We start from the raw sequence: 23,055 nt of genomic DNA on the forward strand, positions 1-23,055 counted from the left end.
GATCCGAAACGCACCGACCGAAGGAGAGCCATGGGCGACTTCCGCGCCATCGTCATCGAGCAGGAGACCGAGGGCAGCCGCATCCTCGCCCACACCGCGGAGGTCCGGCAGCTGACGGACGCGTTCCTGATGCCGGGCGAGGTGACGGTCGCCGTCGAGTTCTCCGATCTCAACTACAAGGACGGTCTGGCGATCGCCGGGCGACCGGGCGTCGCGCGGGTGTCGCCGCTCATCCCCGGCATCGACCTGGTGGGAGTCGTCGAGTCGTCGGAGGACCCGCGCTGGCAGCCGGGAGACCGCGTCGTCCTGAACGGGGACGGCATCGGCGAGAGCCACCACGGCGGGCTCGCCGAGCGGGCTCGCGTGCGCGGCGATGCTCTCGTCCGGGTGCCCGACACCCTCCTGAACGAGCAGGCGGCGGCCATCGGCACGGCCGGCTTCACCGCGATGCTCGCCGTTCTCGCCCTGGAGCGAAACGGCGTCGATCCCGACCACGTGCGCTCGTCCGGGTCGAGCGTGCTGGTCACGGGCGCGGCGGGAGGTGTCGGCTCGGTCGCGGTGTCCCTCCTGGCGAAACTGGGATACCCGGTTACCGCCTCCACCGGCCGCACGGAGGAGCAGGGCGGCTACCTGACCGACCTCGGTGCCACGGAGATCATCGACCGGGCGGAGCTCGCCGACCCCGGGCGGCCCCTGCAGACGCAGCGCTGGGCTGGAGCGATCGACTCCGTCGGCAGCCACACGCTGGCGAACGTGCTCGCGCAGACCCGGTACGGCGGCACGGTCGCCGCCTGCGGGCTGGCGCAGGGCGGCGACCTCCCCACGACGGTCATGCCGTTCATCCTGCGCGGCGTCACGCTGACGGGCATCAACTCCGTGGAGGCCCCTCCGGCGCTCCGCGAGGCGGCCTGGCGACGACTCGCCACCGATCTCGACGAGGAGGCACTGGCGGCGATGACCCGGTTCATCCCGCTCGCCGAGGCCGTCCCGGCCGCCGAGGACATCCTGGCGGGCCGCTTGCATGGGCGCACCGTCGTCGATGTCCGGGCCTGACCTCCACCCCTGCCGTAGGCTGACCGCATGATCGTGCTCGCGACCGTCGTCGTCACCCTGGCCGCAGCTCTGCACATCGGGATCTTCGTGATGGAGAGCGTCGCCTGGGCGCGGCCCGCTATCTGGAAGCGCTTCGGCGTCGCCGACCAGGCCGCGGCCGACACCACCCGGCCGATGGCCTACAACCAGGGCTTCTACAACCTGTTCCTCGCGATCGGCGCGATCATCGGGCTGATCCTGTTCGGAGTCGGCCTGCACGCCGCCGGGCTCGCGCTCATCTACTTCACCATGGCGAGCATGCTCGCCGCGTCGATCGTGCTCGTGACCACGGGCCGCGGCTACCTCCGCCCGGCGATCATCCAGGGCGTGCTGCCGCTGATCGGCATCGTGCTGATGCTGTTCTCCTGACGCGCCGCTCTCCTGACGCGCGGCCGGCGGCCGGGTCAGCGGAGTTCGGGCGCGACCGATTCGGGTCGCAGCCCGCGTCCGATCAGCTGCGCGGTGAAGCGCTGCGCGAACGGTGTCGCGGCGGCGATCGCCAGCCGCATCGCGGGAGACGGCGGTGACGCCAGGATCGGGCCGGCGCCCGGCCGAGTGAGGCGACGGTGCGCCGCCAGCTGGATGCGCTGCATCCACTCCACCGGAGGCAGCCGCCGCCGCTGCAGTGCGTCCAGCAGCCGCAGATCGACCGGGCCGGAGCGCAGCGGAGTCGCGAGAGCGTTGGCCGTCGCCACGGCATCCTGCACGGCGTAGTTGACGCCGACGCCGAACGCCGGGGACATCGCGTGCGCTGCGTCGCCGATCGCGAGGAACCCGTGCCGATACCACCGCGGAAGGCGGTCGATCTGCACGCTCAGCAGTCTGAGCGACTCCCAGTCCGTGATCGTCTCCAACGACTCCCGCAGGAACGGCGCCGCACCAGAGACGGCGGACCGGAACGCGGGGAGGCCGGCCTCGCGCAGAGCGTCGATGCCGCCCTTCGCGATCACCAGCCCGGTCTGGAAGTAGTCGCCGCGATCGATCGTGACGACCATCGCGCCCCCACCGAGATACGCGAGCGTCGACGGCTGCGTGTCCGCCGGCTTGGGCAACCGGAACCAGATGACGTCGATGGGCACCCCGAAGCGACGGGGGCGGAGGCCGGCTGCGGCACGGAGCACCGAGTCGCGACCATCGGCCGCCACGGTGAGATCAGCCTCCACTCGCAGCCCGCCCTCCGGCCCGCGTGCCTCGAGCCCGCGCACGACGTCGCCCTCCCGGATCAGATCGGTGGCCTCGGTCTGCAGCAGGAGCCGGAAGTTCGGATACCGTTCGGCTTCCTGAGCGAGGAAGGTCAGGAAGTCCCACTGCGGCGCAAGGACGAGGAAGTCGTCCGGCGGCTTCAGCCTCCCGAAGTCGATCGGGTGCAACCGGGTGCCGTCGACGACCGCGTCGAGCGTGCGGATGCTGGTGTGCGGGAGGCCGAGGAACGCGTCGCGCAGCCCCAGCTCGCCGAGCACCCCGACCGTCGACGGATGGATGGTGTCGCCACGGAAGTCGCGGAAGAAGTCGGCGTGCTTCTCGAGCACGACGACGTCGAGACCGGAACGCGCGAGGAGGAGGCCGAGCATCATGCCCGCCGGGCCGCCACCGGAGATGGCGCAGGACGCCTGCATCACTTCCATGATCCCGAAGCGTATCCTCCCCACATGGCGATCATCGGATCCGTTCTCATCGCGCTCGCGGTGGTCGTGCACCTCGTGTTCTTCGCTATGGAGAGCATGCTGTGGTCGTCACCGAACGTCTGGCGCCGATTCGGGATCGCCGACCAGCGGGACGCCGACGTCGTACGCCCGATGGCGTACAACCAGGGCTTCTACAATCTCTTCCTCGCCGCCGGCGGCGCGGTCGGCCTGGTGCTGTACTGGACGACGCTGCGGCACGTCGGTTTCGGACTGATCTTCTTCACCGGCACGTGCATGGTGCTCGCCGCGATGGTGCTGCTCACGACCGGCCGGCGCTACTGGCGCGCAGCACTGGTGCAGGGGCTCCCGCCGCTGGTCGCGCTGGTCGTGCTCTCGCTCGGGCACGCGGGGTGAGCAGCTAGTCGATGATCTCGCCGTCGGCCGGGATCTCGTTGACGTCGACGCGCAGCGCCTCCACGAGCTTCGCAGCGTGCGGCGTCGAGACGATGACGCGCGAGAACTCCTCGCCGTCGAGGTCGACCACGACGGCGGCGCGCTGCTTGCCCTTGATGAGCAGGAAGTCCTTGCCTCCGTGGAACTTCCAGGTGCCGACCGAGAGCGTGAGCGGAACGGCGGCGCCCGGTGCGCGGATGCCCCGGATCCAGATCCACGGGTCTTCGGTGATGGCAACCGACCGGATGCTGTCGCGGGGGATCACCAGATCGTCCCTGCGCATCGACAGCACCTTCTCGGCCCGCGTGAGATGGATCTCCAGGCGGTCGGGGTGAACGTGCAGGTCGGCCATAGGTCTATCCTGCCCGGCGGCCGCCGTCGGTGGGGGTCGTGAATCTCACAAAGCCATAACCGTTGCCTTGGAGGGCAGGCGCGGAGGCCGCCGTCAACTCTCATGATCCGGTCGCGCGCGTGCCATGTATCCTTCTCGTCGTGGCAACGCAGCGGCGGACTCCGGGCTCGCAGACTTCACTTCGTGAAGCCAACCGGGCTCGAATCGTCGACGCCATCAAAAAGCACGGAGGTCTGACCCAGGTCGAACTGGCAGGCGCGACCGGCCTCTCGCCGGCCACGGTCTCGAACATCGTCAAGGAGCTGTCGACCTCCGGAGTGCTGCACACCGCGCAGAGCATCCGCTCCGGTCGCCGTGCCCAGCACGTGACCCTCGCGCACGCGCTCGGCCTCGTCGTCGGGGTGCACTTCTCTACGCGCCACCTCCGGGTCGCGCTCGCCGACGTCGCCAACACGGTGGTGGCCGAGAACCACATGCCGCTGGCGAAGGACCACCGGGCGGACAACGAGCTCGACAAGGTCTCGATGCTGCTGACCGACATGCTCGACTCGGTCGACGCGTCGCGCGACGAGGTGCTCGCCGTCGGCCTGGCGGTGCCCGCGCCGCTCGACCGCGCCACCGGCACCATCGCCCGCAGCGGCATCATGCGCGGCTGGGACGGCGTGGTCATCGCCGACGCCCTCGAGCGACGAGTCAAACGGCCGGTGTTCATCGACAACGCGGCGAACCTCACGGCGCTCGCGGAGTCGCGGCTCGGCGCCGGGCGCGGCAAGCGCACGACGATCACGCTCGACCTGGGCGACGGGATCGGCGCGGGGCTGCTGCTCAACGGCCAGCTCTTCCGCGGGAACAACGGTGTCGCCGGCGAGTTCGGCCACACCACGATCCGCGAGAACGGCCCGCTGTGCCGGTGCGGCAACCGCGGCTGCCTGGAGGCGCTCGCCGGAGGTCCCGCCATCCTCGACGAGCTGCGCGACCACCTCGGCAGCCTCAAGCTGGGCGACGTCGTGCTGCAGGCGATGGCGGGCGACGCGCGCTGCATCCGCGCCATCGCCGATGCGGGCAAGCACATCGGGGTGGCCACGGCGAATCTGTGCAACCTCCTCGACCCCGAGCGCGTCGTCGTCGGCGGCGAGCTGGCGCGGGCGGGCGAGCTGCTGCTCGGCCCGATGCGCCACGCTGTGGAGCGCTCGATCATCGTGAACGAGGACCTGATGCCCGACATCGTCCAGGGGCAGCTCGGGGTACGCGCCGCGACTCTGGGAGCGGTCGCCCACGCCGTCGACAGCCTCTCGATCACCAGCGTCGGGGTCGCCGTGTGACGCTCGGCCACCATCCCGGACGCGCCGTGCCCCCCGTCCGTGACGAACCGTTATCGAAAGCTTGAATTCAAGTATTGACGCCAAGCGCGCCACACTGACACACTCAACCCAGCCGCCAACGAAGGCGGCCTCGAATCGGAGGTTTTTCAATGAAGATCGCCACCAAGAGAGCGGTCGTCGCATCCGCCGCGATCCTGGCCACAGCCCTCACTCTCACAGCATGTTCGAACGGTTCCGGCAATTCTTCGACGAACAACGCGTCGGGCGCCGCGAACGCGAAGATCGGCCTCCTCCTCCCCGACTCGGTCACCGCTCGTTACGAGTCGGCCGACAAGCCGTTCTTCGAGGCGAAGGTCAAGGACCTCTGCTCCGGCTGCCAGGTGCTCTATGCGAACGCCGACGGCGATGCCAGCAAGCAGCAGCAGCAGGCAGAGTCCATGCTGACCCAGGGCGTCAAGGTGCTCGTCCTCGACCCGTTCGACGGTGAGGCGGCCGCCTCGATCGTCGGCGAGGCGAAGGCCAAGAACATCCCGGTCATCTCCTATGACCGCCTCATCAACAGCCCCGACCTCAACTACTACATCTCGTTCGACAACGAGAAGGTCGGCCAGCTGCAGGCCCAGGCGCTCGTCGACAAGCTGAAGAAGGACAACGTGGCCTCTGGCAGCGGCATCCTGATGGTCAACGGCTCGCCGACCGACAACAACGCGACCCTCTTCAAGAAGGGCGCGCACAGCGTCATCGACTCCAGCGGCTACAAGGTGCTGGCCGAGTTCGACACACCAGGATGGGACCCCGCCAAGGCCCAGGACTGGGTGTCCGGCCAGGTCTCGCAGTTCAAGGACCAGATCAAGGGCGTCTACGCGGCCAATGACGGCACCGGCGGCGGTGCGATCGCGGCCATGAAGGCGGCCAACGTGAGCCCGCTCCCGCCGGTCACCGGTCAGGACGCCGAGCTCGCGGGCATCCAGCGGATCCTCGCCGGCGACCAGTACATGACGGTCTACAAGGCGCTCCAGCCCGAGGCCGAGCAGGCGGCTACCCTCGCCGTCGCTCTGACGAAGGGCCAGAAGCCGTCCGAGAAGACCACCGAGGTCGCCACGGCGGGCGGCGCGAAGATCGCGTCGATCCTGTTGAACCCGGTCGCGGTCACCACGGACAACATCGAGTCCACGGTCGTGAAGGACAACTTCTACGGCCCCGACTCCGCCTCGAAGATCTGCACCCCGGACTACAAGGCGGATTGCGACAAGTACGGCATCAAGTAACCCGAGAGCACTACCCACCCGGCCTGGGAGGCGGACATCCGCCCCTCCCAGGCCGGGTGGTTCCGCCATACAGTTAGCCCAGTAGCACGCGAACGATCGCGTCAGGCCCGAAGGAGAACGCCGTGACGATGGAATCCGCGGTAACCGACCAGGAGCCCTCCAGCCGAGAGCCCGTCCTCTCGCTCCGAGGCGTCTCGAAGGGATTCGGCGCCGTCCAGGCGCTCACCGACATCCACCTCGACGTGTATCCCGGCGAAGTGGTCGCCCTCGTCGGAGACAACGGAGCGGGAAAGTCCACCCTGGTGAAGATCCTCGCCGGCGTGCACCCGCAGGACTCCGGCACCATCACGTTCGACGGCCAGGACGTCCACATCCCGTCGCCCTCCGCCTCCCGCGCGCTCGGAATCGCGACCGTGTTCCAGGACCTCGCGCTCTGCGACAACCTCGACGTGGTGTCCAACCTGTTCCTCGGGCGCGAGATCACGCGCGGAACCCTCGACGAGGAGGAGATGGAGAAGCGGTCGTGGAGCCTCCTCCGGCAGCTCTCCGCGCGCATCCCGTCGGTGCGGATCGCGGTCGCATCGCTCTCGGGAGGTCAGCGCCAGACGGTCGCGATCGCGCGCTCCCTGATCGGCGACCCGCGCATCGTCATCCTCGACGAGCCGACCGCCGCTCTCGGCGTCGCTCAGACCGCCGAGGTCCTCAACCTCATCGAGCGTCTCCGGGAACGCGGTCTCGGGGTGCTCCTCATCAGCCACAACATGGCCGACGTGCAGGCGGTGGCCGATCGCGTCGCCGTGCTCCGGCTCGGCCGCAACAACGGGGACTTCCGGGTTCCCGACGTCAGCTACGAAGAGATCATCTCGGCGATCACCGGTGCGACCGACAATGTCGTCGCACAGCGTGCCGAACGCATCGAAGAGCGCGTCGAGCTCAACGAGCGCACGGAAGGGAAGCAGGACCGATGACCAAGGCACCCGAGACCCCGGCCCAGATCGCGGCCGACCTCCAGGACGAGCGCCTCATCCGCGACGAGGGGCTGGGCGGCGCGCTCCGCGCTTTCGGCCGGCGGGTGCGAGGCGGCGACCTCGGCTCGCTGCCGGTCGTCGTCGGCCTGATCGTGATCTGGGTGGTCTTCCAGTTCCTCAACCCCAACTTCCTGAGCGCGAACAACCTGGTGAACCTGACCCTCCAGTGTGCCGCGATCGGCACGATCTCGATCGGCATCGTGCTGGTGCTGCTGCTCGGCCAGATCGACCTGTCGGTCGGCTCGGTGAGCGGTGTGGCCGCGGCCATCCTCGGCGTCGGGTTCACCCAGCTGCACTGGCCCCTCGCCCTCACCGTGATCGTCGCCATCCTCGCGGGCTCGGCCATCGGCTTCCTCTACGGCATACTGTTCACCCGCTTCGGCGTGCCGAGCTTCGTGATCACGCTCGCCGGTCTGCTCGGCTTCCTCGGCGTGCAGCTCTGGATCCTCGGTCCGAACAGCTCGATCAACATCCCGTACGACTCCTGGATCGTGAAGTTCGCCCAGCAGACCTTCCTGCCGCCGTGGGCGGCGTACTCGCTCGCCGCGATCGCCGCGCTCTCGATGTTCTGGTCCGACTGGCGACGCAACGTGCGCCGGCGCAAGGCCGGACTGTCCGAGGGGTCGATGCTGGTCGTCCTCATCAAAGCCGGGCTGATGCTCATCGGCCTGTGCATCGCCGTCTGGTATCTGTCGACCGACCGCGGCACGGGGGCGATGTTCCTGTTCTTCGTGATCCTCGTGATCATCATGAACTTCTTCCTCACCCGCACGAAGTGGGGCCGTTCGGTCTTCGCGGTCGGAGGCTCTGTGGAGGCCGCACGGCGTGCCGGTATCAAGGTGAACCGCATCTTCATCAGCGTGTTCATCCTGTGTTCGACGTTCGCCGCCATCGGCGGACTGCTGGCCGCGGCGCGCCTCGCGTCCGTGAGCGCCGGGTCCGGCGGCACCGACACGAACCTGAACGCCATCGCCGCGGCGGTCATCGGCGGCACCAGCCTCTTCGGCGGTCGCGGATCGGCCTGGTCGGCGCTGCTCGGCATCCTGGTCATCCAGTCGATCTCCAACGGCCTGACGCTGCTGAACCTCGACTCGTCGTACCGCTTCATGATCACGGGCGCCGTGCTGCTGCTAGCGGTCATCATCGACTCGCTGTCCCGCCGCTCGCGCGAATCGCACGGGCAGGCATAGCGGCCGGCGACCCGAGACGGGTGTGAGAAGGTGGACCGGTGACCCGAACCACCACCTTCCACGCCCGTCTTCTGCGTTCCGGGGTGGACCCGCAGACGGTGACGGTGCGGGCGTCCTCGGACGTTCCTCCCCGCACGCTGCGGCGCGCGGCGGGAGGCGGCGGTCAGCTCAACTTCGACGTCTACGCCCTGCTCGACGCCGACGGCTGGCCGACGTCGGCGACGTACACGTACGTCGAATCGCTTTCGCGGGAGCCCTCCGCCGCCGACGAGTGAGCGGACCCCCGATCAGGCGGGGTTGCTGGAGGCCGCCGCGGCGGCTCGCGCAGCGCCCGGCAGCGCCTGGAGGACGCGGTCGACCGCCGCGTCGTCGTGCGCTGCCGTGACGAACCACGCCTCGAAGACGCTCGGCGGCAGCGAGACCCCGGCGTCGAGCATGGCATGGAAGAACGGCCGGTACCGGAACGCCTCCTGCGACTGCACCTCCGCGTAGGTGCGGGGCGCCGAGGCGAAGTCGCCGAACACGAAGCTGAACAGGCTGCCGGCCCGCTGCACCCGGTGGGCGACGCCCTCGGCCGACAGCGCGTCGGAGACGGCGTTCGCGAGCGTGTCCGCCACGAGGTCGAGCCGGTCGTAGACCGCCTCGTCGGCGAGTGCCAGGGTGGCGAGACCGGCGGCCACCGCCACCGGGTTCCCCGACAGCGTCCCCGCCTGGTAGACCGGCCCGGTCGGTGCGAGGAAGTCCATCAGGTCGGCGCGACCTCCCACAGCCGCGAGCGGCATCCCGCCGCCGATGACTTTGCCGAACGTCACCAGATCGGGCGTGTAACCGCGGTCGAGACCCCAGAACCCCGCCTCGCTCACCCGGAACCCGGTGAGCACCTCGTCGAGGATGAGCAGCGCGCCGTACTCGTGGGCGAGGTCGGTCAGCGCGGCGTTGAAGCCCTCATCCGGTGCGACGACGCCCATGTTCGCCGCCGCGGCCTCGGTGATCACGGCCGCGATGTCGGGGCCGTTCGCTTCGAAGGCGGCGCGCACGGCGTCGAGGTCGTTGTACGGGAGGACGAGGGTCTGCGCGGCCGTCGCCTCGGTGACGCCGGCGGATCCGGGCAGCGATAGGGTCGCGAGCCCGGAACCGGCCTCGGCGAGGAGGCTGTCGGAGTGGCCGTGATAGTGGCCGGCGAACTTGATCAGCAGCGGGCGACCGGTGTAGCCGCGCGCCAGTCGGATCGCCGTCATCGTCGCCTCGGTGCCGGTCGACACCAGCCGCAGCTTCTCGACGAACGGGACGCGCGCCAGCACGGCCTCCGCCAGCTCGGTCTCGGCCGGTGTGGAGGCGCCGAACGAGAGCCCGCGGGCCGCGGCCTCCTGCACCGCCGACACGACGGCGGGGTGCGCGTGCCCGAGGATGGCCGGACCCCACGACGCGACCAGGTCGACGTACTCGCGGCCCTGGGCGTCGGTGATGTAGGGGCCGTGCGCCGACACCATGAAGCGCGGCGTGCCGCCGACCGAGCGGAAGGCCCGGACCGGCGAGTTGACGCCGCCCGGGATCACGCGCTGGGCGCGCTCGAACTGCGCGAGGTTGACGTCGCCGATCGCGGCGCCGTCGGCAAGACCCTGCAGGTCCTGGGTGTCGCCCGTCGTGCCGTCGTGCATGTCGAACGCGTTCATCGCAGCCATCCCGCGACCTCGGTCGCCCAGTAGGTGAGCACGGCATCGGCACCCGCGCGGCGCACGCCGATCAGGGTCTCCTCGATGACGCGCTCGCGGTCGATCCAGCCGTTCGCGGCCGCGGCCTCCACCATCGCGTACTCGCCGGAGACCTGGTAGGCCCAGACCGGCACATCGCTGATCGCGGCGACGTCGCTCAGCACGTCGAGGTAGCTCAGCGCCGGCTTCACCATGAGGATGTCGGCGCCCTCCTCGAGGTCGAGGCACGCCTCGCGCAGGCCCTCGCGGCGGTTCGCCGGGTCCTGCTGGTAGGCACGGCGGTCGCCGGAGAGCTGCGAGTCGACAGCCTCCCGGAACGGGCCGTAGAAACCGGACGCGTACTTCGCGGCGTACGCGAGGATGACGACGTCGGTGCGGCCTGCCGCGTCGAGGGCGTCGCGGACGGCGGCCACCTGGCCGTCCATCATCCCGCTCAACCCGAGCAGCTGCGACCCGGCCTCGGCCTGCGCGATCGCCATGTCGCGGTACCTCAGCAGCGTCGCATCGTTGTCGACATGACCCTCGCCGTCGAGCACGCCGCAGTGGCCGTGGTCGGTGAACTCGTCGAGGCAGAGGTCGGTCTGCACGACGAGCGCATCGCCGACCTCGTCGACGACCGCCCGCGTGGCGACGTTGAGGATGCCGTCCGGATCGGTCGCCGCGCTGCCGACGGCATCGCGGGTCTGCGGCACGCCGAAGAGCATGACCCCGCCGACACCGGCCTCGGCGGCCTCCACCGCTGCGCGCTTGAGGGAATCGAGACTGTGCTGCGCGACACCCGGCATGGAGGCGATCGGCTGCGGCTCGGAGGCGCCCTCGCGCACGAACAGCGGGAGGATCAGCTCGGCCGGGTGGAGGCGGGTCTCGGCGGTCAGACGGCGCATGGCGGGCGACTGCCGGAGCCGCCGCGGCCGCACAACGGGATGCAACTCACTCACTCTCCCCAGCCTACGCCCGCGGGGCTGAGTGCCCGTCCAGCAGGCCGATCGGGACCGCCGTCAGGAGGCGTCGGCGCGGGCGGCGGCGACCGCCGCCACAGCCTCGATGAGGGAGGCCGCCGTGCGCTCCTCGGCGATCACGTCCACCCGCAACCCGTACTCGCGGGCGTCGCGTGCGGTCTGCGGCCCGATGGCCGCGACCAGGGTCGTCTCGGGGATCGGGCCGAGCTGCACCTGCACCTGCTCGGCCACCGAACCGCTGGTGACGAGGATGGCCTGGACCAGTCCGTCGCGCACGTCGGCGGCGATGCTCTCGGGCACAGGGATGCCGACGGTGCGGTACGCGACGACGGACTCGACCTGGTGCCCGATGCGCCGCAACCCCTCGGTGAGGAGGGGCTTGGCGATCTCCGAACGCAGGGTGAGGATGCGCAGCGGCACCACGCCCTCGGTCGCCGCCTCCCACTCCTCCAGGAGTCCACGGGCGGAATTGTCCTCGGCGGGGACGAGGTCCACGGCGTACCCGGCCGCGGCGAGTGCGGCCGCGGTGGTCTCGCCGACCGCCGCGATCCGCGTCGTGGGCGGCACGACGGCACGCGCCGCGCTCAAGACGTCGACGGTCGTCGCGCTGGTGACGGTGACCCAGTCGAACCCGCCCTCGGCCAGGCGCGTCAGGGCGGCCTCGAGTGCAGGCGCGTCCGCCGTCGGCGCGAAGTTGATCATCGCCGCCACGACCGGCGACGCGCCCTTCGCGCGCAGATCGGCGGCGACGGAGTCGCCCCACGGGCCGCCCCGCGGCACGAGCACGCGCCAGCCGGTGAGCGGCTTCGGGGAGGGGGACGTGGAGGTCATCGCGTGCTCCCGAGCGGGGCCAGGTCAGCCGCTCCCGCGGCGAGCAGCTCGGCGACCACTCGCGCACCCACATCGCGCGCCGCCTCATCGAGGTCGGCGGCCCCGAAGGACTCGGGGGTAGCGGCGTGGGAGGCCGTCAGCCGCTCCGTCCCGTCGGGACGGTAGACGCTGGCGGTGAGGAAGAGCAGCCCGTCGTCGACGAGAGCGGATGCGCCGATCGGCGCGGCGCAGCCGGCTTCGAGGCCGGCGAGCACGGCGCGCTCGGCGGTCGCGCAGGCGTGGGTGGTCGTGTGGTCGACGGCCTTCAGCGCGCGAGCGACGTCGCCGCGGCCGTTCTGCTCGCCGGCGCGGACCTCCAGCGCCAGAGCGCCCTGGCCCGGCGCGGTCGGGACCTGCGACAGGGCGAAGAAGTCGGTGACCGCCTCCAGCCGGCCGAGCCGGCCGAGGCCGGCCGCCGCCAGCACGACGGCGTCGAGGTCGCCTTCGGCCACCCTCCCGAGCCGGGTGTCGACGTTGCCGCGGATGTCGATCACGTCGAGGTCCGGCCGCACCGACTTCAGCTGAGCGACACGGCGCGGGGATCCGGTCCCCACCTTCGCGCCCTCCGGCAGCGTCTCCAGCGTCCAGCCCTCGCGTGCGCACAGGGCGTCGCGGGCATCGGCACGCTTGGGGACGGCGCCGATGACGAGCCCAGGCGCCGCGGCGGTCGGGAGGTCTTTGAGCGAATGCACCAGGAGGTCGCACTCGTCGGCCCGCAGCGCCTCGCGCAACGCGGTGGCGAAGACACCGGTTCCGCCGAGCTCGGAGAGCGACTCGCGGGAGATGTCGCCGTGCGTGGTGACGGTCACGAGCTCGACGTCGAGGCCGGTGGCTCGCGCGATCGACTCGGCGACCGCGCGGGTCTGCGCGACCGCCAGGGCGCTGCCACGAGTGCCGATGCGCAGCACTCCGTCGCGTCGACCAGACGCGCCCTCGGCCAGGCTCACCGTGCCGGTCACGGCGCGAGCCCTGCGGCGGCGGGCTTGAAGCCCAGGCGGACGTTCTCACAGCAGCCCGGCCGGCACACGTCGTACCAGGGGCCGAGGGAGGTCAGAGCCGGACGCTGATCGACCGGCACGCCGTCGCGGCGCTCGAGCACGAGATCGACGAGGCCCTGGACGTAACGCGCCTGGGTCCCGGGCGTGGGCACGCGCACGGCGACGAGGCCGTTCTCCTCGCTGGTTTCCATCGCCTCGTTGTCGAGGTCCCAGAGCACCTCCATGTGGTCGCTGACGAAGCCGAGCGGCACGATGATGACGGCCTTGACGCCGAGCGCGGGGAGCTCCGCGATGCGGTCGTTGATGTCGGGCTCCAGCCACGGCATCGACGGCGGCCCCGAGCGCGACTGGTAGACGAGGTCCCATCCGATCGTGCCGCCGGTCGCGGCCTGGGAGACGACCTCCGCGACGGCGAGGTGCTGAGCCGCGTAGGCGCCGCCCTCACCGAAGCCGCGCTCGGCCGGCCCGGACTTGGCCGCGTCGGTCGACGGGATGGAGTGCGTCGAGTACAGGATGCGCACCTCGGTCGCCGCGTCGATGCCGGGGATCTTCTCCTCCAGCTCGGCGACCGCGTTCTTCACGCCGTCGATGAACGGCTCGACGAAGCCCGGGTGGTCGAAGAACTGGCGCACCTTGTCGATCTGGATGGTGCCCTCCAGCCCGGTCTCCTCCAGCACGCGCGCGAAGTCCTCGCGGTACTGACGGCAGCTCGAGTACGAGGAGTACGCGCTCGTGGCGATCGCGATGATGCGCGTGAAGCCGCGCTCCTCCGCCTCGCGCAGCGCGTCCTCGAGGTACGGGTCCCAGTTGCGGTTGCCCCACAGCACGGGGAGGTGGATGCCGCGCGAGGCGAGCTCGGCCTCCAGCGCCGCCTTGAGCTCCCGGTTCTGGTCGTTGATCGGGCTCACACCGCCGAAGTGCCGGTAGTGGTGAGCCACCTCCTCGAGCCGCTCCTCGGGGATGCCGCGGCCGCGGGTCACGTTGCGGAGGAAGGGGATGACGTCGTCCTGGCCCTCCGGCCCACCGAAACCGGCGAGCAGGATCGCGTCATAGGCGACCGGCTCGGTGACGTGCTCTGGTCCGGACGCGGCGGCCGGCGTGGCCCCCAGCACCCGCGGGACGGCTTCGGTTCCCGTCACTGCAGGACCTCCACGACCTCGGCCGGCAGGATGCGGCGACCGGTGAAGAACGGCACCTCTTCGCGCACGTGGCGGCGGGCCTCGGTGTAACGGAGGTCGCGCATGACGTCGACGAGGTCGGTGAGCTCGTCAGCCTCCAGCGGGAGGATCCACTCGTAGTCGCCGAGCGCGAACGACGCGACCGTGTTGGCGAGGACCCCGCGGAACGCGGCGCCCTTGCGGCCGTGCTCGGCCAGCATCTGCGACCGCTCCTCGTCGGGGAGCAGGTACCACTCGTAGCTGCGAACGAACGGGTACACGCACAGCCAGCCCTTCGGCTCCTTGCCGCGCAGGAAGCCGGGGACGTGCGAACGGTTGAACTCGGCGTCGCGGTGCACGCCCATCGCGTTCCAGGTCGGCAGCAGGGCTTTCAGGAGGCGGGTGCGGCGCAGCTGGCGCAGCCCCCACTGCAGGGCCTCGGCCTCCGGGCCGTGCAGCCAGATCATCAGGTCGGCGTCGGCGCGGAGCCCGCTCACGTCGTACAGACCGCGGGTCGTGACATCGTGCAGTTCGAGATCGGCGATCACGCCCTCGAGTTCCTGCACCGCGTGGGGGACGTCGGTGCCGTCGAGGTCGTCAGGGCGCGCCGGGTCACGGCGCAGAACGGCCCAGAGGGTGAAACCGCTGGGGTTCTCGGGGGCGCTCGGTTCGGGGGAGGTCGACTCTGCCGGAACGGCAGCCGGGGTACTCATACCGACAGTCTCCCTCGCAAACCTGAGAAGGCAAAAACCGGCAAGGACAGGGCGGTCAGCGGCGGGAGGCCGCGACTATCCCCCAGACGGCCCCGCCCACGGCCACGGCCACCCCGACCGCGATGCCGAGCAGGGCGAGCGGGTTGTCGTCCCGCAATCGGCGCACGCGCTCGGCGGTGCGCTGGGGCACGTTCAGCTTGTACGTGATCGCGTCGACGGTGGCGGCCAGCTCGGCGCGTGCGCGGTCGACGTCGCTGCGGTCAGTTGTCATACTTGCCCAGCCCCTTGAGTGCGTCGATGTCGGTCTTGACGCTCGCGATCGTCTCCGATGGTGCGACCCCGTTCATCTTCTTGAGCGACGAGACGCCGATCAGAACGAGCACGGCCGCGATGATCAGGAGCGCGCCGAAGACGATGAGCGCCGACGCCCATCCCGGCAGCACGACCGCGAGCCCGAGGATCGCGGCGGCGACGAGCACTCCGAGAGCGAAGAACAGGAAACCCGCGGCGACCGCGAACAGCCCTATGCCGACACCGGCATACTTCGCCTTCTCGGCGAACTCGGCCCGGAGATGAGCCAGCTCAGCCTTCAGCAGCTCGATGAGGAGCCGCGGCAACGCCGTGATCAACTCTCCGAGCGACTGGGATCTGGCCCGCTCTCGATCGGTCATCCGCTCACCTGCCCCTTCGGTCGCGTTCGACGGCCGCTATTCCTGCGAATCATCCCGCGTCGCGGGAACGACGGCCACCCCCGAGGGCTGCGGATCGGGCGTAGCGGGCTGCCGATCGGGCGCAGACGGCTGCCGATCGGGCAGGCGGGCCTCTCGACGGCGGTCGTTCGCCCGCACGACGGCCTTCTTGACCGTGATGAAAACGGCCTCCGGCACCTCGCCGACCTTCTCGGCCACGAAGTCCTCGACGGCGTTCACCTGCTTCTGCACCCCCGGCGACTCCCAGACTTTGAGCGCCGCCGACTTCATCTGCTCGTAGCGCTTGCGTCCGGCTCGCGTGCCGAGCACGTAGCCCACCGCCGCGCCCGTCACGAAGAGAAGCTTTCCCCGCATTCGTCCCTCACCTCTCCAGGTCGTCGGTCAGTGCCTTCCAGCGTAGACCCCGTGCCCGCTCCGCCACCCGGCGCGCGTCCGGAATGACGGACGCCAGCCCGGTGCCGGTCAGCCAGGAGCCGGTCACCTCGACGCCCTCGATGTTCTCGACCTCGTCGCGGACGCGCTGGATGCGCTCCCGCTGCCCCACTGTTGCATAGGGAAGGGCGTTCGTCCAGGGGGTCCGGGCGAATGCGGAGACATCGGATGCCGCGAGCGGAATATTCAGGAGGGCTGCGGCGTCGGCGACGGCGCGCTCCCGCAGCTCGGCGTCGCTCAAAGCGAGCGTCTCGGCTGCGCGCCCGGCCCTGCCGTACGACAACCGGACGACGTGCCGGCCGGGGCCGGCGGCCTCCGCCACCCAGGCCCACTTGGCGCTCGAGTGCGTCATCGCCTTCGCACCGACGCCCGAGGTCTCGCTGTCGGCGACGAGCACGCCGGTGCCGACCGGGGCCGCGCCGACGCGGTCGTCGCTGAGCACAAGGGTGACGAGTTCAACGCTCGATGCCGCAGGCCAGTCGAGCGCTGCCAACTCGGCCAGGTCGTCATCGAACCCGGGTATGAGTGCGAGCGCCGCATCGGCGGGCGCGGTCACGACGACGACGTCGGCGTCGAGGGTCGAGCCGTCGGCGAGACGCAGGGTCCAGCGCGCCGGCCGCTCGTCGGCGGCGGCCTCGGGAGGCGTCGCAGCGTCGGCCGCCGCATCCTCGTCCAGGCCGGCCAGGGCCTCCTCGACGGCGACGGCTGCGAGCTCCTCGGGATCCGGCGCGACCCAGGGCTCCACCGCGACGACCGACGCATCGGTGCGGATGACACCGCCGCGCGCGCAGATATCGTCGGCGAGCGCCGCGGGCAGCCTCCACATGCCACCACGGAGGCCCTGGACGGCACTGCCCGCCTTCGCCGACGCCCGGAGGTCGCCGACCGCGCCGGAGAGCGAGCCGAGTCGGGTCAGCGCGGCGTTGAGCCCTGGCGCGACGACGTCCACGTCGAGCTCGTCGGGGTTCGCCGAGTAGACACCGGTCACGACGGGCGCCACCAGCTCGTCGAGCACCTTCGCGCCCATCCGCTTGCGGACCAGCGTGCCGAGACTGTGCTCCTGTCCGATCTTGAGCACCGGCATCAGCCGGTCCAGGTAGGCGCGCACAGCGCCGCCCCAGCCGATCGCCGCGACGACGTCGGCGGCGAGGGGCGAGCTCGGGATCCCCAGCAGGCCGGCCTTCGGGAGGGGGACGGTGCGCGATCCGTTCCGCACCCAGGCCCCGGCGGGGTTGGGCGTGACGATCTCCTCCGTGAGATCGAGGTCCTCCAGCAGCGCGGCGACATGGCCGCCGCGGGTGGCGAAGCTCTCCGCTCCCGCGTCGAGGGTCAGACCGGCGAGCTCCAGCGGCGCGACCGAACCGCCGACGCGGCCCGAGGCCTCCAGCACGGTGACCGCGAACCCGGGCCGGGCGCACTCGCGGGCGACCACGAGCCCTGAGACGCCTCCGCCGACCACCACGACGCGGGTGGCCGGAGCCTCGACCGCGTGCCGGATCTCCGCCGCGACGGCGTCGTGATCGAGCGGCCCGGTGGTCATGGCCGCCACTCGTGGACGAGCTCGACCACGCGGGTCAGCACGGCGGGATCGGTCTCGGGCGGGACGCCGTGGCCGAGGTTCAGGACGTGCGACGGAGCCTCGCGACCGCGCTCCAGCACGTCGACCACGTGAGCGGAGAGGACGTCCCACGGCGCATCGAGCATCGCCGGGTCGACGTTGCCCTGCAGCGGGACGACATGGCCGAGCCGGCGTGCCGCCTCGTCGAGCGGGGTGCGGTAGTCGACGCCGACCGTGTCGGCGCCCACGTCGTGCATCGCGTTGAGAAGCTCGCCGGTGCCGACGCCGAAGTGGACGATCGGGACATTGCGCAGCAGCGGTTCCTCGATGCCGGCGGCCTCTCCGGCCTCCGCCGTCTCCGTGTCCGCAGCGGGCGAGCGGGGGACGTCGTAGGTGAGGTCGCGGATGTGCGAGAGAGCGCGCGCCGACGCCGGCGCCACGTGCTCCACGTAGTCGCGCAGCGAGAGGGAGCCCGCCCACGAGTCGAAGAGCTGGGCGGCGCTCGCCCCCGCGAGCAGCTGCGCCCGCAGGAAGGCGCCGGTGACGTCGGCGCTCCAGGCCATGAGCCGCGCCCAGGTCTCGGGATCGGCGTGCATCATCGTCCGGGCCCGGATGTGGTCCTTCGACGGGCCGCCCTCGACGAGGTACGCGGCCAGGGTGAACGGGGCTCCGGCGAAGCCGATGAGCGGCGTACTGCCCAGCTCGTCGGTCGTCAGCCGCACGGCCTCGGCGATCGGGGCGAAGGTCGCGGCGTCGAGGGAGGCCGGGTCGACCTCCTCGAGCCGGGCGACGTCGGCAGCGGTGCGCACGGGCTGGTCGAAGACCGGGCCCCGTCCGGGCTGGATCTCGACGGCGACCCCGGCGAGCTTGAGCGGCACGACGATGTCGCTGAAGAAGATTCCCGCGTCGACGCCGTGCCTGCGCACGGGCTGCAGAGTGATCTCGCTCGCCATCGCGGGGTCGAGGCACGCGTCGAGCATGCGGGTGCCCACGCGCAGCTCACGGTATTCCGGCAGCGAGCGGCCGGCCTGGCGCATGAACCAGACGGGGACGACCTCCTGTCGCTCGCCCTGATAGGAGCGGACGAGGCGGCTGTCGGCGGTGAGGCCAGCGGAGAGCGGGTGGGACGGGTCGAGGGAGGTCACCCGACCATTCTTCCAGGGACGAATCTGCCAATCCTCCGGGAATCCCGCCGAACGCCCGTGGGACGGGGTATCCCGATTCGAGGAACGCCGACGGCGAGCGTAGTCTTTCCCCCGTGCTTCTCTGCTTCTCGTCGAGCCACCGCACTGCGGAGTTCGACCTCCTCGAACGGCTCGAGCGTCATGCGCCGGCCGTTACCGCGGCACTCGCAGAGCACAGCGAACTCGTGAGCGGGTCAGTCGTCCTCGCGACCTGCAACCGCTTCGAGGCGTATCTCGACATCGACGAGCCTCTCCCGGCCGCACGCGCGGTCTCGGCGGAGGCCGTGATCGAGGCGGTGAGCCTCGCCGCAGGCATCGACGCCGACGTGCTGCGCGCCTCCAGCGCCGTCTACCGCGACGACGCCGTCGCCGAGCACCTCTTCTCCGTCTCCAGCGGTCTCGAGTCCGTCGTCGTCGGCGAGGGCGAGATCGCCGGCCAGGTGCGCCGCGCACTGCAGGCGGCCCGCCATGCGGGCACGGTCACCGGAGACCTGGAGCGCGTCTTCCAGGTCGCCTCGCGCACCTCCCGCGGCGTCAAGAACCAGACCGGCATCATGAGCGCAGGGCGCTCGATGGTCCGCCTCGCGCTCGAGCTGGCCGAGAGCCGCATCACCGACTGGACGCAGGTCCGCGTGCTGCTGGTCGGCACGGGCAAGTACGCGGGCGCCAGCCTGGCCGCGCTGCGCGACCACGGCGTGACCGACGTTCGCGTGTACTCCCCCACCGGCCGGGCGGCCAAGTTCGCTCTGTCGCACGACGTGACCGCGGTGGAGGCCGACGGCCTCATCCACGAGCTCGCAGGCGCCGACCTCGTCGTCACCTGCTCGGCGGTCACCGACCACGTCGTCACCCGCGACCTGCTGGCCGAGGCGCTCGGGCTCCCCGGCGCCGCCGAGCGACGCCTGGTGATCGACCTCGGCCTCCCCCGCAACGTCGATCCCTCCGTCGCGGAGCTGACCGGCGTCGAGCTCCTCGATCTGGAGACCATCAGCATCCACGCGCCCGTGGAGGAGCTGAACGCCGCGGCCGACGCCCGCGAGCTCGTCGGCGCCGCCGCGGCCGAGTTCGCCGCCCGCACCTCCGAGCAGGCCGTCACGCCCGCGCTCGTCGCACTACGCTCGCACGTCTTCGGCGTCCTCGACGCCGAGATCGCGCGGGCCCGCTCGCGCGGCGACTCCTCGGAGCAGACGGAGGCCGCGCTGCGCCACCTCGCCGGCGTGCTGCTGCACACCCCGTCGGTGCGGGCCAGGGAGCTCGCCCGTCAGGGCGACGCGCAGGAGTTCATCGACGCGACTTCCGCGCTCTTCGGCCTCGAGGTAGACGAGGCGCCGTCGGCACGCACGCTGCGCGCCGTCGACGACGAGAGCGCCGCATCCTGACGGATCACCCGACAACCGACCGAGGAGGACACGTGAGCGACGAGGCCACGATCACCACCGAAGCACCGCACGCCGCGACCGGGCTCCCGTACGCAGCGGAGGATCTCCGCACGGAGCGTCTGCTGCTGCGTGCGCTGAACAGCGGCGATCTCGAGAACGGGCACGAGTTCGAGCGCCTCAAAGATGTGGCCCGCTATCTGTACTGGGAGGTGCACGACCACGACGAGTCGGCGGAGCACCTCCGCAAGCGCATCGCCATGAATCGGCTCGCCGCCGACGGCGACGGCATCGTCTACGCGGTCGAGCTCCCGGACCCCGAGGGCGGCCACAGCCGGGTGATCGGCCACGTAAGCTTGTTCCTCAAGAAGGCGGCGTGGGCGAAGTTCGAGATGGGATGGGTGTTCCACCCGGCCGTGCACGGCCGCGGCTACGCCACCGAGGCGACGACCCGCCTCCTCGAGCTGTGCTTCGACACCCTCGGCGGCCACCGCGTGTTCGCGCAGCTGGACGCCCGCAACGAAGCCTCGGCCCGACTCTGCCAGATCCTCGGGATGCGCCAGGAGGCCCTGCTCCGCCAGACCGAGATCTTCAAGGGAGAGTGGTCGGACACCGCCGTCTACGCGATCCTGGACCAGGACTTCCGCGCGGGCCGGTGAGGGCTTCGCATATCTGAAATCATAGATGTGTGCATCTATGTTATGTCGATGATTCAGGCGACCCATCGCGGGGGAAGCTTCTGACCGCCCTCCTCATTCGTGACTCTGATTGGGCCGAGGTGCTCGATGCCTGGCTCACAGGTCGTGAAGAATTGCATCGCCTCTTCGGCATTCACAAACGCAAGGAACTCCACGCGAACAAGCTGTTCAAGGGACGCGGACAATTCTGCGAAAACCCGGAGCAGGAGTCGGCATTCACAGGCCGGGCACGTGCCAAGGCGGCCCGCATCGCGCTGAGTTACTTGAGCGAGCGCGGTCGTTTCGAACTCATCACCATCGGCGCCGCCGAGCGATCACCGCATGTGATGTACGCGAGATTCATCGCGTGGCTCGAGGATTGGGCGACGCTTCATGACACACGCGTGATGATCTTCTACGACGGACAGCACGGCATCGATGAGACCGGAACACTCGACGCGAGGGAGCGACATGAGCTCTGGGAAAGGGCGTTGCGCGCGGCCGGACCATATCGTGAAGTCCATCGATCCCTGGATCTGTCTACACGCCGGATCGTGGAGGACGTCGTCATGCAGGACAGTCGTTACAGCCAGCTCATTCAAGCTGCGGACTTGATCGCCTATGGCGCGTACCACAAGCACCGTCACACGTTTCCAGACGTCTGGGGCGGCTCGTTTCAACCGTCACACGCTGCGATCGCGGCATACATGCAGACCTCGGCCCACTGGGGGGCCGAGAGCGACGAAGGCGTTCACTGGCTCAGCGCAACGCAAGAACCCCCGGCCTGAGCCAGGGGTCTGCATCGCAATACCCCGCGAGCAGTCCTCAACCCTGCATGGAGTTTTGCGTTACCCACCCTACTACAGCGTGATATTCGGTGCACTGACGAGTCCCAAACGATGACTTCGCATCCTCAGTAGGATGGACGGGTCCCCCCACCACCCGGCACCGAACAGGGAGCACCCATGGCCGCACCGTCGAGACTGGATTCCGTCATCACGCTGGCGCAGCACCGAGGATTCGTTTTCCCCTCCGGCGAGATCTACGGCGGTACCCGCTCGGCGTGGGACTACGGCCCCCTCGGCGTCGAGCTGAAGGAGAACATCAAGCGCGAGTGGTGGAACGCCTTCGTGCGCGGCCGCGGCGACATGGTCGGCCTCGACTCGGCGATCATCCTCCCCACCGCGGTGTGGGAGGCCTCGGGCCACGTGCAGGTCTTCAGCGACCCGCTGACCGAGTCGCTGATCACGCACAAGCGCTACCGCGCCGACCACCTCTTCGAGGCGTACGAGGCCGAGCACGGCCATCCGCCGGCGAATGGCCTGGACGACATCGCCGACCCCGACCACCCGGACAAGGTGGGCCAGTGGACTCCGATCCGTCAGTTCTCGGGCCTCATGAAGACCTTCCTGGGCGTCGTGGACGACGAGTCCGGCCTCCACTACATGCGCCCCGAGACCGCGCAGGGCATCTTCACCGACTTCGCCGCCGTGCTGCAGACCGCCCGCAAGAAGCCGCCGTTCGGCATCGGCCAGATCGGCAAGGCGTTCCGCAACGAGATCACGCCGGGCAACTTCATCTTCCGCACCCGTGAGTTCGAGCAGATGGAGATCGAGTTCTTCGTCGAGCCCGGCACCGACGAGGAGTGGTTCCAGACCTGGATCGACCTCTGCTGGGACTGGTTCGTCGACCTCGGCATCGACCCGCAGAACATCCGCCGCCTGGAGCACGAAAAGGACAAGCTCGCGCACTACTCCAAGCGCACCATCGACATCGAGTACAAGTTCGACTTCGTCGGCAGCGAATGGGGCGAGCTGATGGGCGTCGCCAACCGCACCGACTTCGACCTGAAGACCCACATCGAGCACTCCGGCAAAGACCTCAGCTTCTTCGACCAGAACAAGAACGAGCGCTACGTGCCGTACGTGATCGAGCCGTCCTTCGGCCTCACCCGCGCGCTGATGGCGTTCCTGGTCGACGCCTACGACGAAGAGGAGGTGCCGAACGCCAAGGGAGGCACCGACAAGCGCACCGTGCTGCACCTCGACCCGCGCCTCGCGCCGGTCAAGGTCGCCGTGCTCCCGCTCTCCCGCAACGAGGCCCTGTCGCCGCTCGCCCGCGGCCTGGCCGACAAGCTGCGCAAGCGCCGCAACGTCGACTTCGACGACTCGGGCGCGATCGGCCGCCGCTACCGCCGCCAGGACGAGATCGGCACGCCCCTCGCAGTGACGGTCGACTTCGACTCGCTCGAGGACGACGCCGTGACCGTGCGCGACCGCGACACCATGAAGCAGGAGCGCATCCCGCTCGAGGGCCTCGACCGCTACCTCGCGGAGCGTTTGCGCGAGATCTGACCTCCGGATGCGGTCACCGACCGCT

At 70.2% G+C, this 23,055-nt stretch carries 25 protein-coding genes; 12 read left to right on the plus strand and 13 right to left on the minus strand.

The features are described from left to right. Positions 1–30 precede the first annotated feature (30 nt). Positions 31–1,053 (plus strand): acrylyl-CoA reductase (NADPH), encoded by a 1,023-nt coding sequence (acuI, locus tag ASF88_RS17385; protein WP_055921704.1) that lies wholly within the window; start codon positions 31–33, stop codon positions 1,051–1,053. A 27-nt stretch (positions 1,054–1,080) separates the two neighbouring features. Beyond that, positions 1,081–1,461, plus strand: a complete 381-nt coding sequence (locus ASF88_RS17390; protein ID WP_055921707.1) for a DUF1304 domain-containing protein — start codon at positions 1,081–1,083, stop codon at positions 1,459–1,461. Positions 1,462–1,496: 35 nt separating this feature from the next. Here the strand turns inward: ASF88_RS17390 and ASF88_RS17395 are convergent, their stop codons facing one another. Then, on the minus strand, positions 1,497–2,717 hold the full coding sequence (locus tag ASF88_RS17395; protein WP_055921710.1) for an FAD-dependent oxidoreductase: 1,221 nt from the start codon (positions 2,715–2,717) through the stop codon (positions 1,497–1,499). A gap of 24 nt (positions 2,718–2,741) precedes the next feature. Between ASF88_RS17395 and ASF88_RS17400 the strand changes: the two genes are divergently transcribed. Beyond that, positions 2,742–3,131, plus strand: coding sequence for a DUF1304 domain-containing protein (locus tag ASF88_RS17400; RefSeq protein ID WP_055921715.1), 390 nt, complete (start codon positions 2,742–2,744; stop codon positions 3,129–3,131). Between the two features lie 4 nt (positions 3,132–3,135). Here ASF88_RS17400 and ASF88_RS17405 read toward each other — a convergent pair whose 3' ends face one another. Next, positions 3,136–3,522 carry a hypothetical protein gene (locus tag ASF88_RS17405; RefSeq protein WP_055921718.1) on the minus strand — a complete coding sequence of 129 codons (387 nt, stop codon included), beginning with the start codon at positions 3,520–3,522 and terminating at the stop codon, positions 3,136–3,138. A gap of 140 nt (positions 3,523–3,662) precedes the next feature. On the opposite strand from ASF88_RS17405, the gene ASF88_RS17410 reads away from it, so the two are divergent. The 5 genes from ASF88_RS17410 (at position 3,663) to ASF88_RS17430 (ending at position 8,605) form a co-directional block, all read left to right on the plus strand. Continuing rightward, complete coding sequence (locus ASF88_RS17410; RefSeq protein WP_055921722.1) at positions 3,663–4,844, plus strand: ROK family transcriptional regulator; 1,182 nt, start codon at positions 3,663–3,665, stop codon at positions 4,842–4,844. A gap of 149 nt (positions 4,845–4,993) precedes the next feature. Next, the gene (locus ASF88_RS17415) at positions 4,994–6,112 is read left to right on the plus strand and encodes an ABC transporter substrate-binding protein (protein ID WP_055921725.1); all 1,119 of its coding nucleotides are present in this window, start codon (positions 4,994–4,996) and stop codon (positions 6,110–6,112) included. 128 nt (positions 6,113–6,240) lie between these two features. Continuing rightward, the gene (locus ASF88_RS17420; protein ID WP_055923051.1) at positions 6,241–7,080 is read left to right on the plus strand and encodes an ATP-binding cassette domain-containing protein; all 840 of its coding nucleotides are present in this window, start codon (positions 6,241–6,243) and stop codon (positions 7,078–7,080) included. Further along, positions 7,077–8,330 carry a sugar ABC transporter permease gene (locus ASF88_RS17425; protein ID WP_055921729.1) on the plus strand — a complete coding sequence of 418 codons (1,254 nt, stop codon included), beginning with the start codon at positions 7,077–7,079 and terminating at the stop codon, positions 8,328–8,330. Before ASF88_RS17420 ends, ASF88_RS17425 begins: the two co-directional genes overlap by 4 nt. Positions 8,331–8,368: 38 nt before the next feature. Continuing rightward, entirely contained in the window at positions 8,369–8,605 is a 237-nt protein-coding gene (locus ASF88_RS17430) for a hypothetical protein (RefSeq protein ID WP_055921732.1), read from the plus strand. Between the two features lie 12 nt (positions 8,606–8,617). On the opposite strand, the gene hemL is transcribed toward ASF88_RS17430, so the two are convergent. From hemL to hemE, 11 genes are all read right to left on the minus strand, one after another. After that, the gene (gene hemL, locus ASF88_RS17435; RefSeq protein ID WP_082519105.1) at positions 8,618–9,988 is read right to left on the minus strand and encodes a glutamate-1-semialdehyde 2,1-aminomutase; all 1,371 of its coding nucleotides are present in this window, start codon (positions 9,986–9,988) and stop codon (positions 8,618–8,620) included. Between the two features lie 11 nt (positions 9,989–9,999). After that, positions 10,000–10,926, minus strand: a complete 927-nt coding sequence (gene hemB / locus ASF88_RS17440; protein ID WP_055921734.1) for a porphobilinogen synthase — start codon at positions 10,924–10,926, stop codon at positions 10,000–10,002. A gap of 114 nt (positions 10,927–11,040) precedes the next feature. Further along, a complete protein-coding gene (locus tag ASF88_RS17445) occupies positions 11,041–11,832 on the minus strand; it encodes a uroporphyrinogen-III synthase (RefSeq protein ID WP_055921737.1) in 792 nt (263 codons plus the stop codon). After that, positions 11,829–12,830: a hydroxymethylbilane synthase gene (gene hemC, locus ASF88_RS17450; protein WP_055921740.1), complete on the minus strand. Its 1,002-nt coding sequence runs from the start codon at positions 12,828–12,830 to the stop codon at positions 11,829–11,831. The genes ASF88_RS17445 and hemC overlap by 4 nt, the downstream gene beginning before the upstream one ends. Further along, complete coding sequence (locus tag ASF88_RS17455; protein ID WP_055921743.1) at positions 12,827–14,008, minus strand: ferrochelatase; 1,182 nt, start codon at positions 14,006–14,008, stop codon at positions 12,827–12,829. Before ASF88_RS17455 ends, hemC begins: the two co-directional genes overlap by 4 nt. Then, entirely contained in the window at positions 14,005–14,739 is a 735-nt protein-coding gene (hemQ, locus tag ASF88_RS17460; protein WP_055921746.1) for a hydrogen peroxide-dependent heme synthase, read from the minus strand. The genes ASF88_RS17455 and hemQ overlap by 4 nt, the downstream gene beginning before the upstream one ends. Positions 14,740–14,794: 55 nt before the next feature. Next, positions 14,795–15,010 (minus strand): DUF3618 domain-containing protein, encoded by a 216-nt coding sequence (locus tag ASF88_RS17465; protein WP_055921749.1) that lies wholly within the window; start codon positions 15,008–15,010, stop codon positions 14,795–14,797. Continuing rightward, the gene (locus ASF88_RS17470; RefSeq protein WP_055921752.1) at positions 15,000–15,410 is read right to left on the minus strand and encodes a phage holin family protein; all 411 of its coding nucleotides are present in this window, start codon (positions 15,408–15,410) and stop codon (positions 15,000–15,002) included. The genes ASF88_RS17465 and ASF88_RS17470 overlap by 11 nt, the downstream gene beginning before the upstream one ends. A 36-nt stretch (positions 15,411–15,446) precedes the next feature. Then, the gene (locus ASF88_RS17475; protein ID WP_200935345.1) at positions 15,447–15,803 is read right to left on the minus strand and encodes a hypothetical protein; all 357 of its coding nucleotides are present in this window, start codon (positions 15,801–15,803) and stop codon (positions 15,447–15,449) included. A gap of 7 nt (positions 15,804–15,810) precedes the next feature. Then, complete coding sequence (gene hemG / locus ASF88_RS17480; protein ID WP_055923055.1) at positions 15,811–17,421, minus strand: protoporphyrinogen oxidase; 1,611 nt, start codon at positions 17,419–17,421, stop codon at positions 15,811–15,813. Further along, entirely contained in the window at positions 17,418–18,584 is a 1,167-nt protein-coding gene (gene hemE, locus ASF88_RS17485) for a uroporphyrinogen decarboxylase (protein WP_055921755.1), read from the minus strand. Before hemE ends, hemG begins: the two co-directional genes overlap by 4 nt. 113 nt (positions 18,585–18,697) lie before the next feature. Between hemE and ASF88_RS17490 the strand changes: the two genes are divergently transcribed. From ASF88_RS17490 to ASF88_RS17505, 4 genes are all read left to right on the plus strand, one after another. Beyond that, positions 18,698–20,002, plus strand: coding sequence for a glutamyl-tRNA reductase (locus ASF88_RS17490; protein ID WP_055921758.1), 1,305 nt, complete (start codon positions 18,698–18,700; stop codon positions 20,000–20,002). Positions 20,003–20,034: 32 nt separating this feature from the next. Continuing rightward, complete coding sequence (locus ASF88_RS17495; protein ID WP_055921761.1) at positions 20,035–20,658, plus strand: GNAT family N-acetyltransferase; 624 nt, start codon at positions 20,035–20,037, stop codon at positions 20,656–20,658. Positions 20,659–20,687: 29 nt separating this feature from the next. Continuing rightward, on the plus strand, positions 20,688–21,464 hold the full coding sequence (locus ASF88_RS17500) for a DUF3800 domain-containing protein (protein WP_055921764.1): 777 nt from the start codon (positions 20,688–20,690) through the stop codon (positions 21,462–21,464). Between the two features lie 177 nt (positions 21,465–21,641). Beyond that, positions 21,642–23,030, plus strand: coding sequence for a glycine--tRNA ligase (locus ASF88_RS17505; protein WP_055921766.1), 1,389 nt, complete (start codon positions 21,642–21,644; stop codon positions 23,028–23,030). The last annotated feature ends 25 nt before the right edge of the window (positions 23,031–23,055 follow it).

Origin of the sequence: Leifsonia sp. Leaf336 (assembly GCF_001423695.1) — a bacterium.
Classification (GTDB): Bacteria; Actinomycetota; Actinomycetes; order Actinomycetales; family Microbacteriaceae; genus Leifsonia.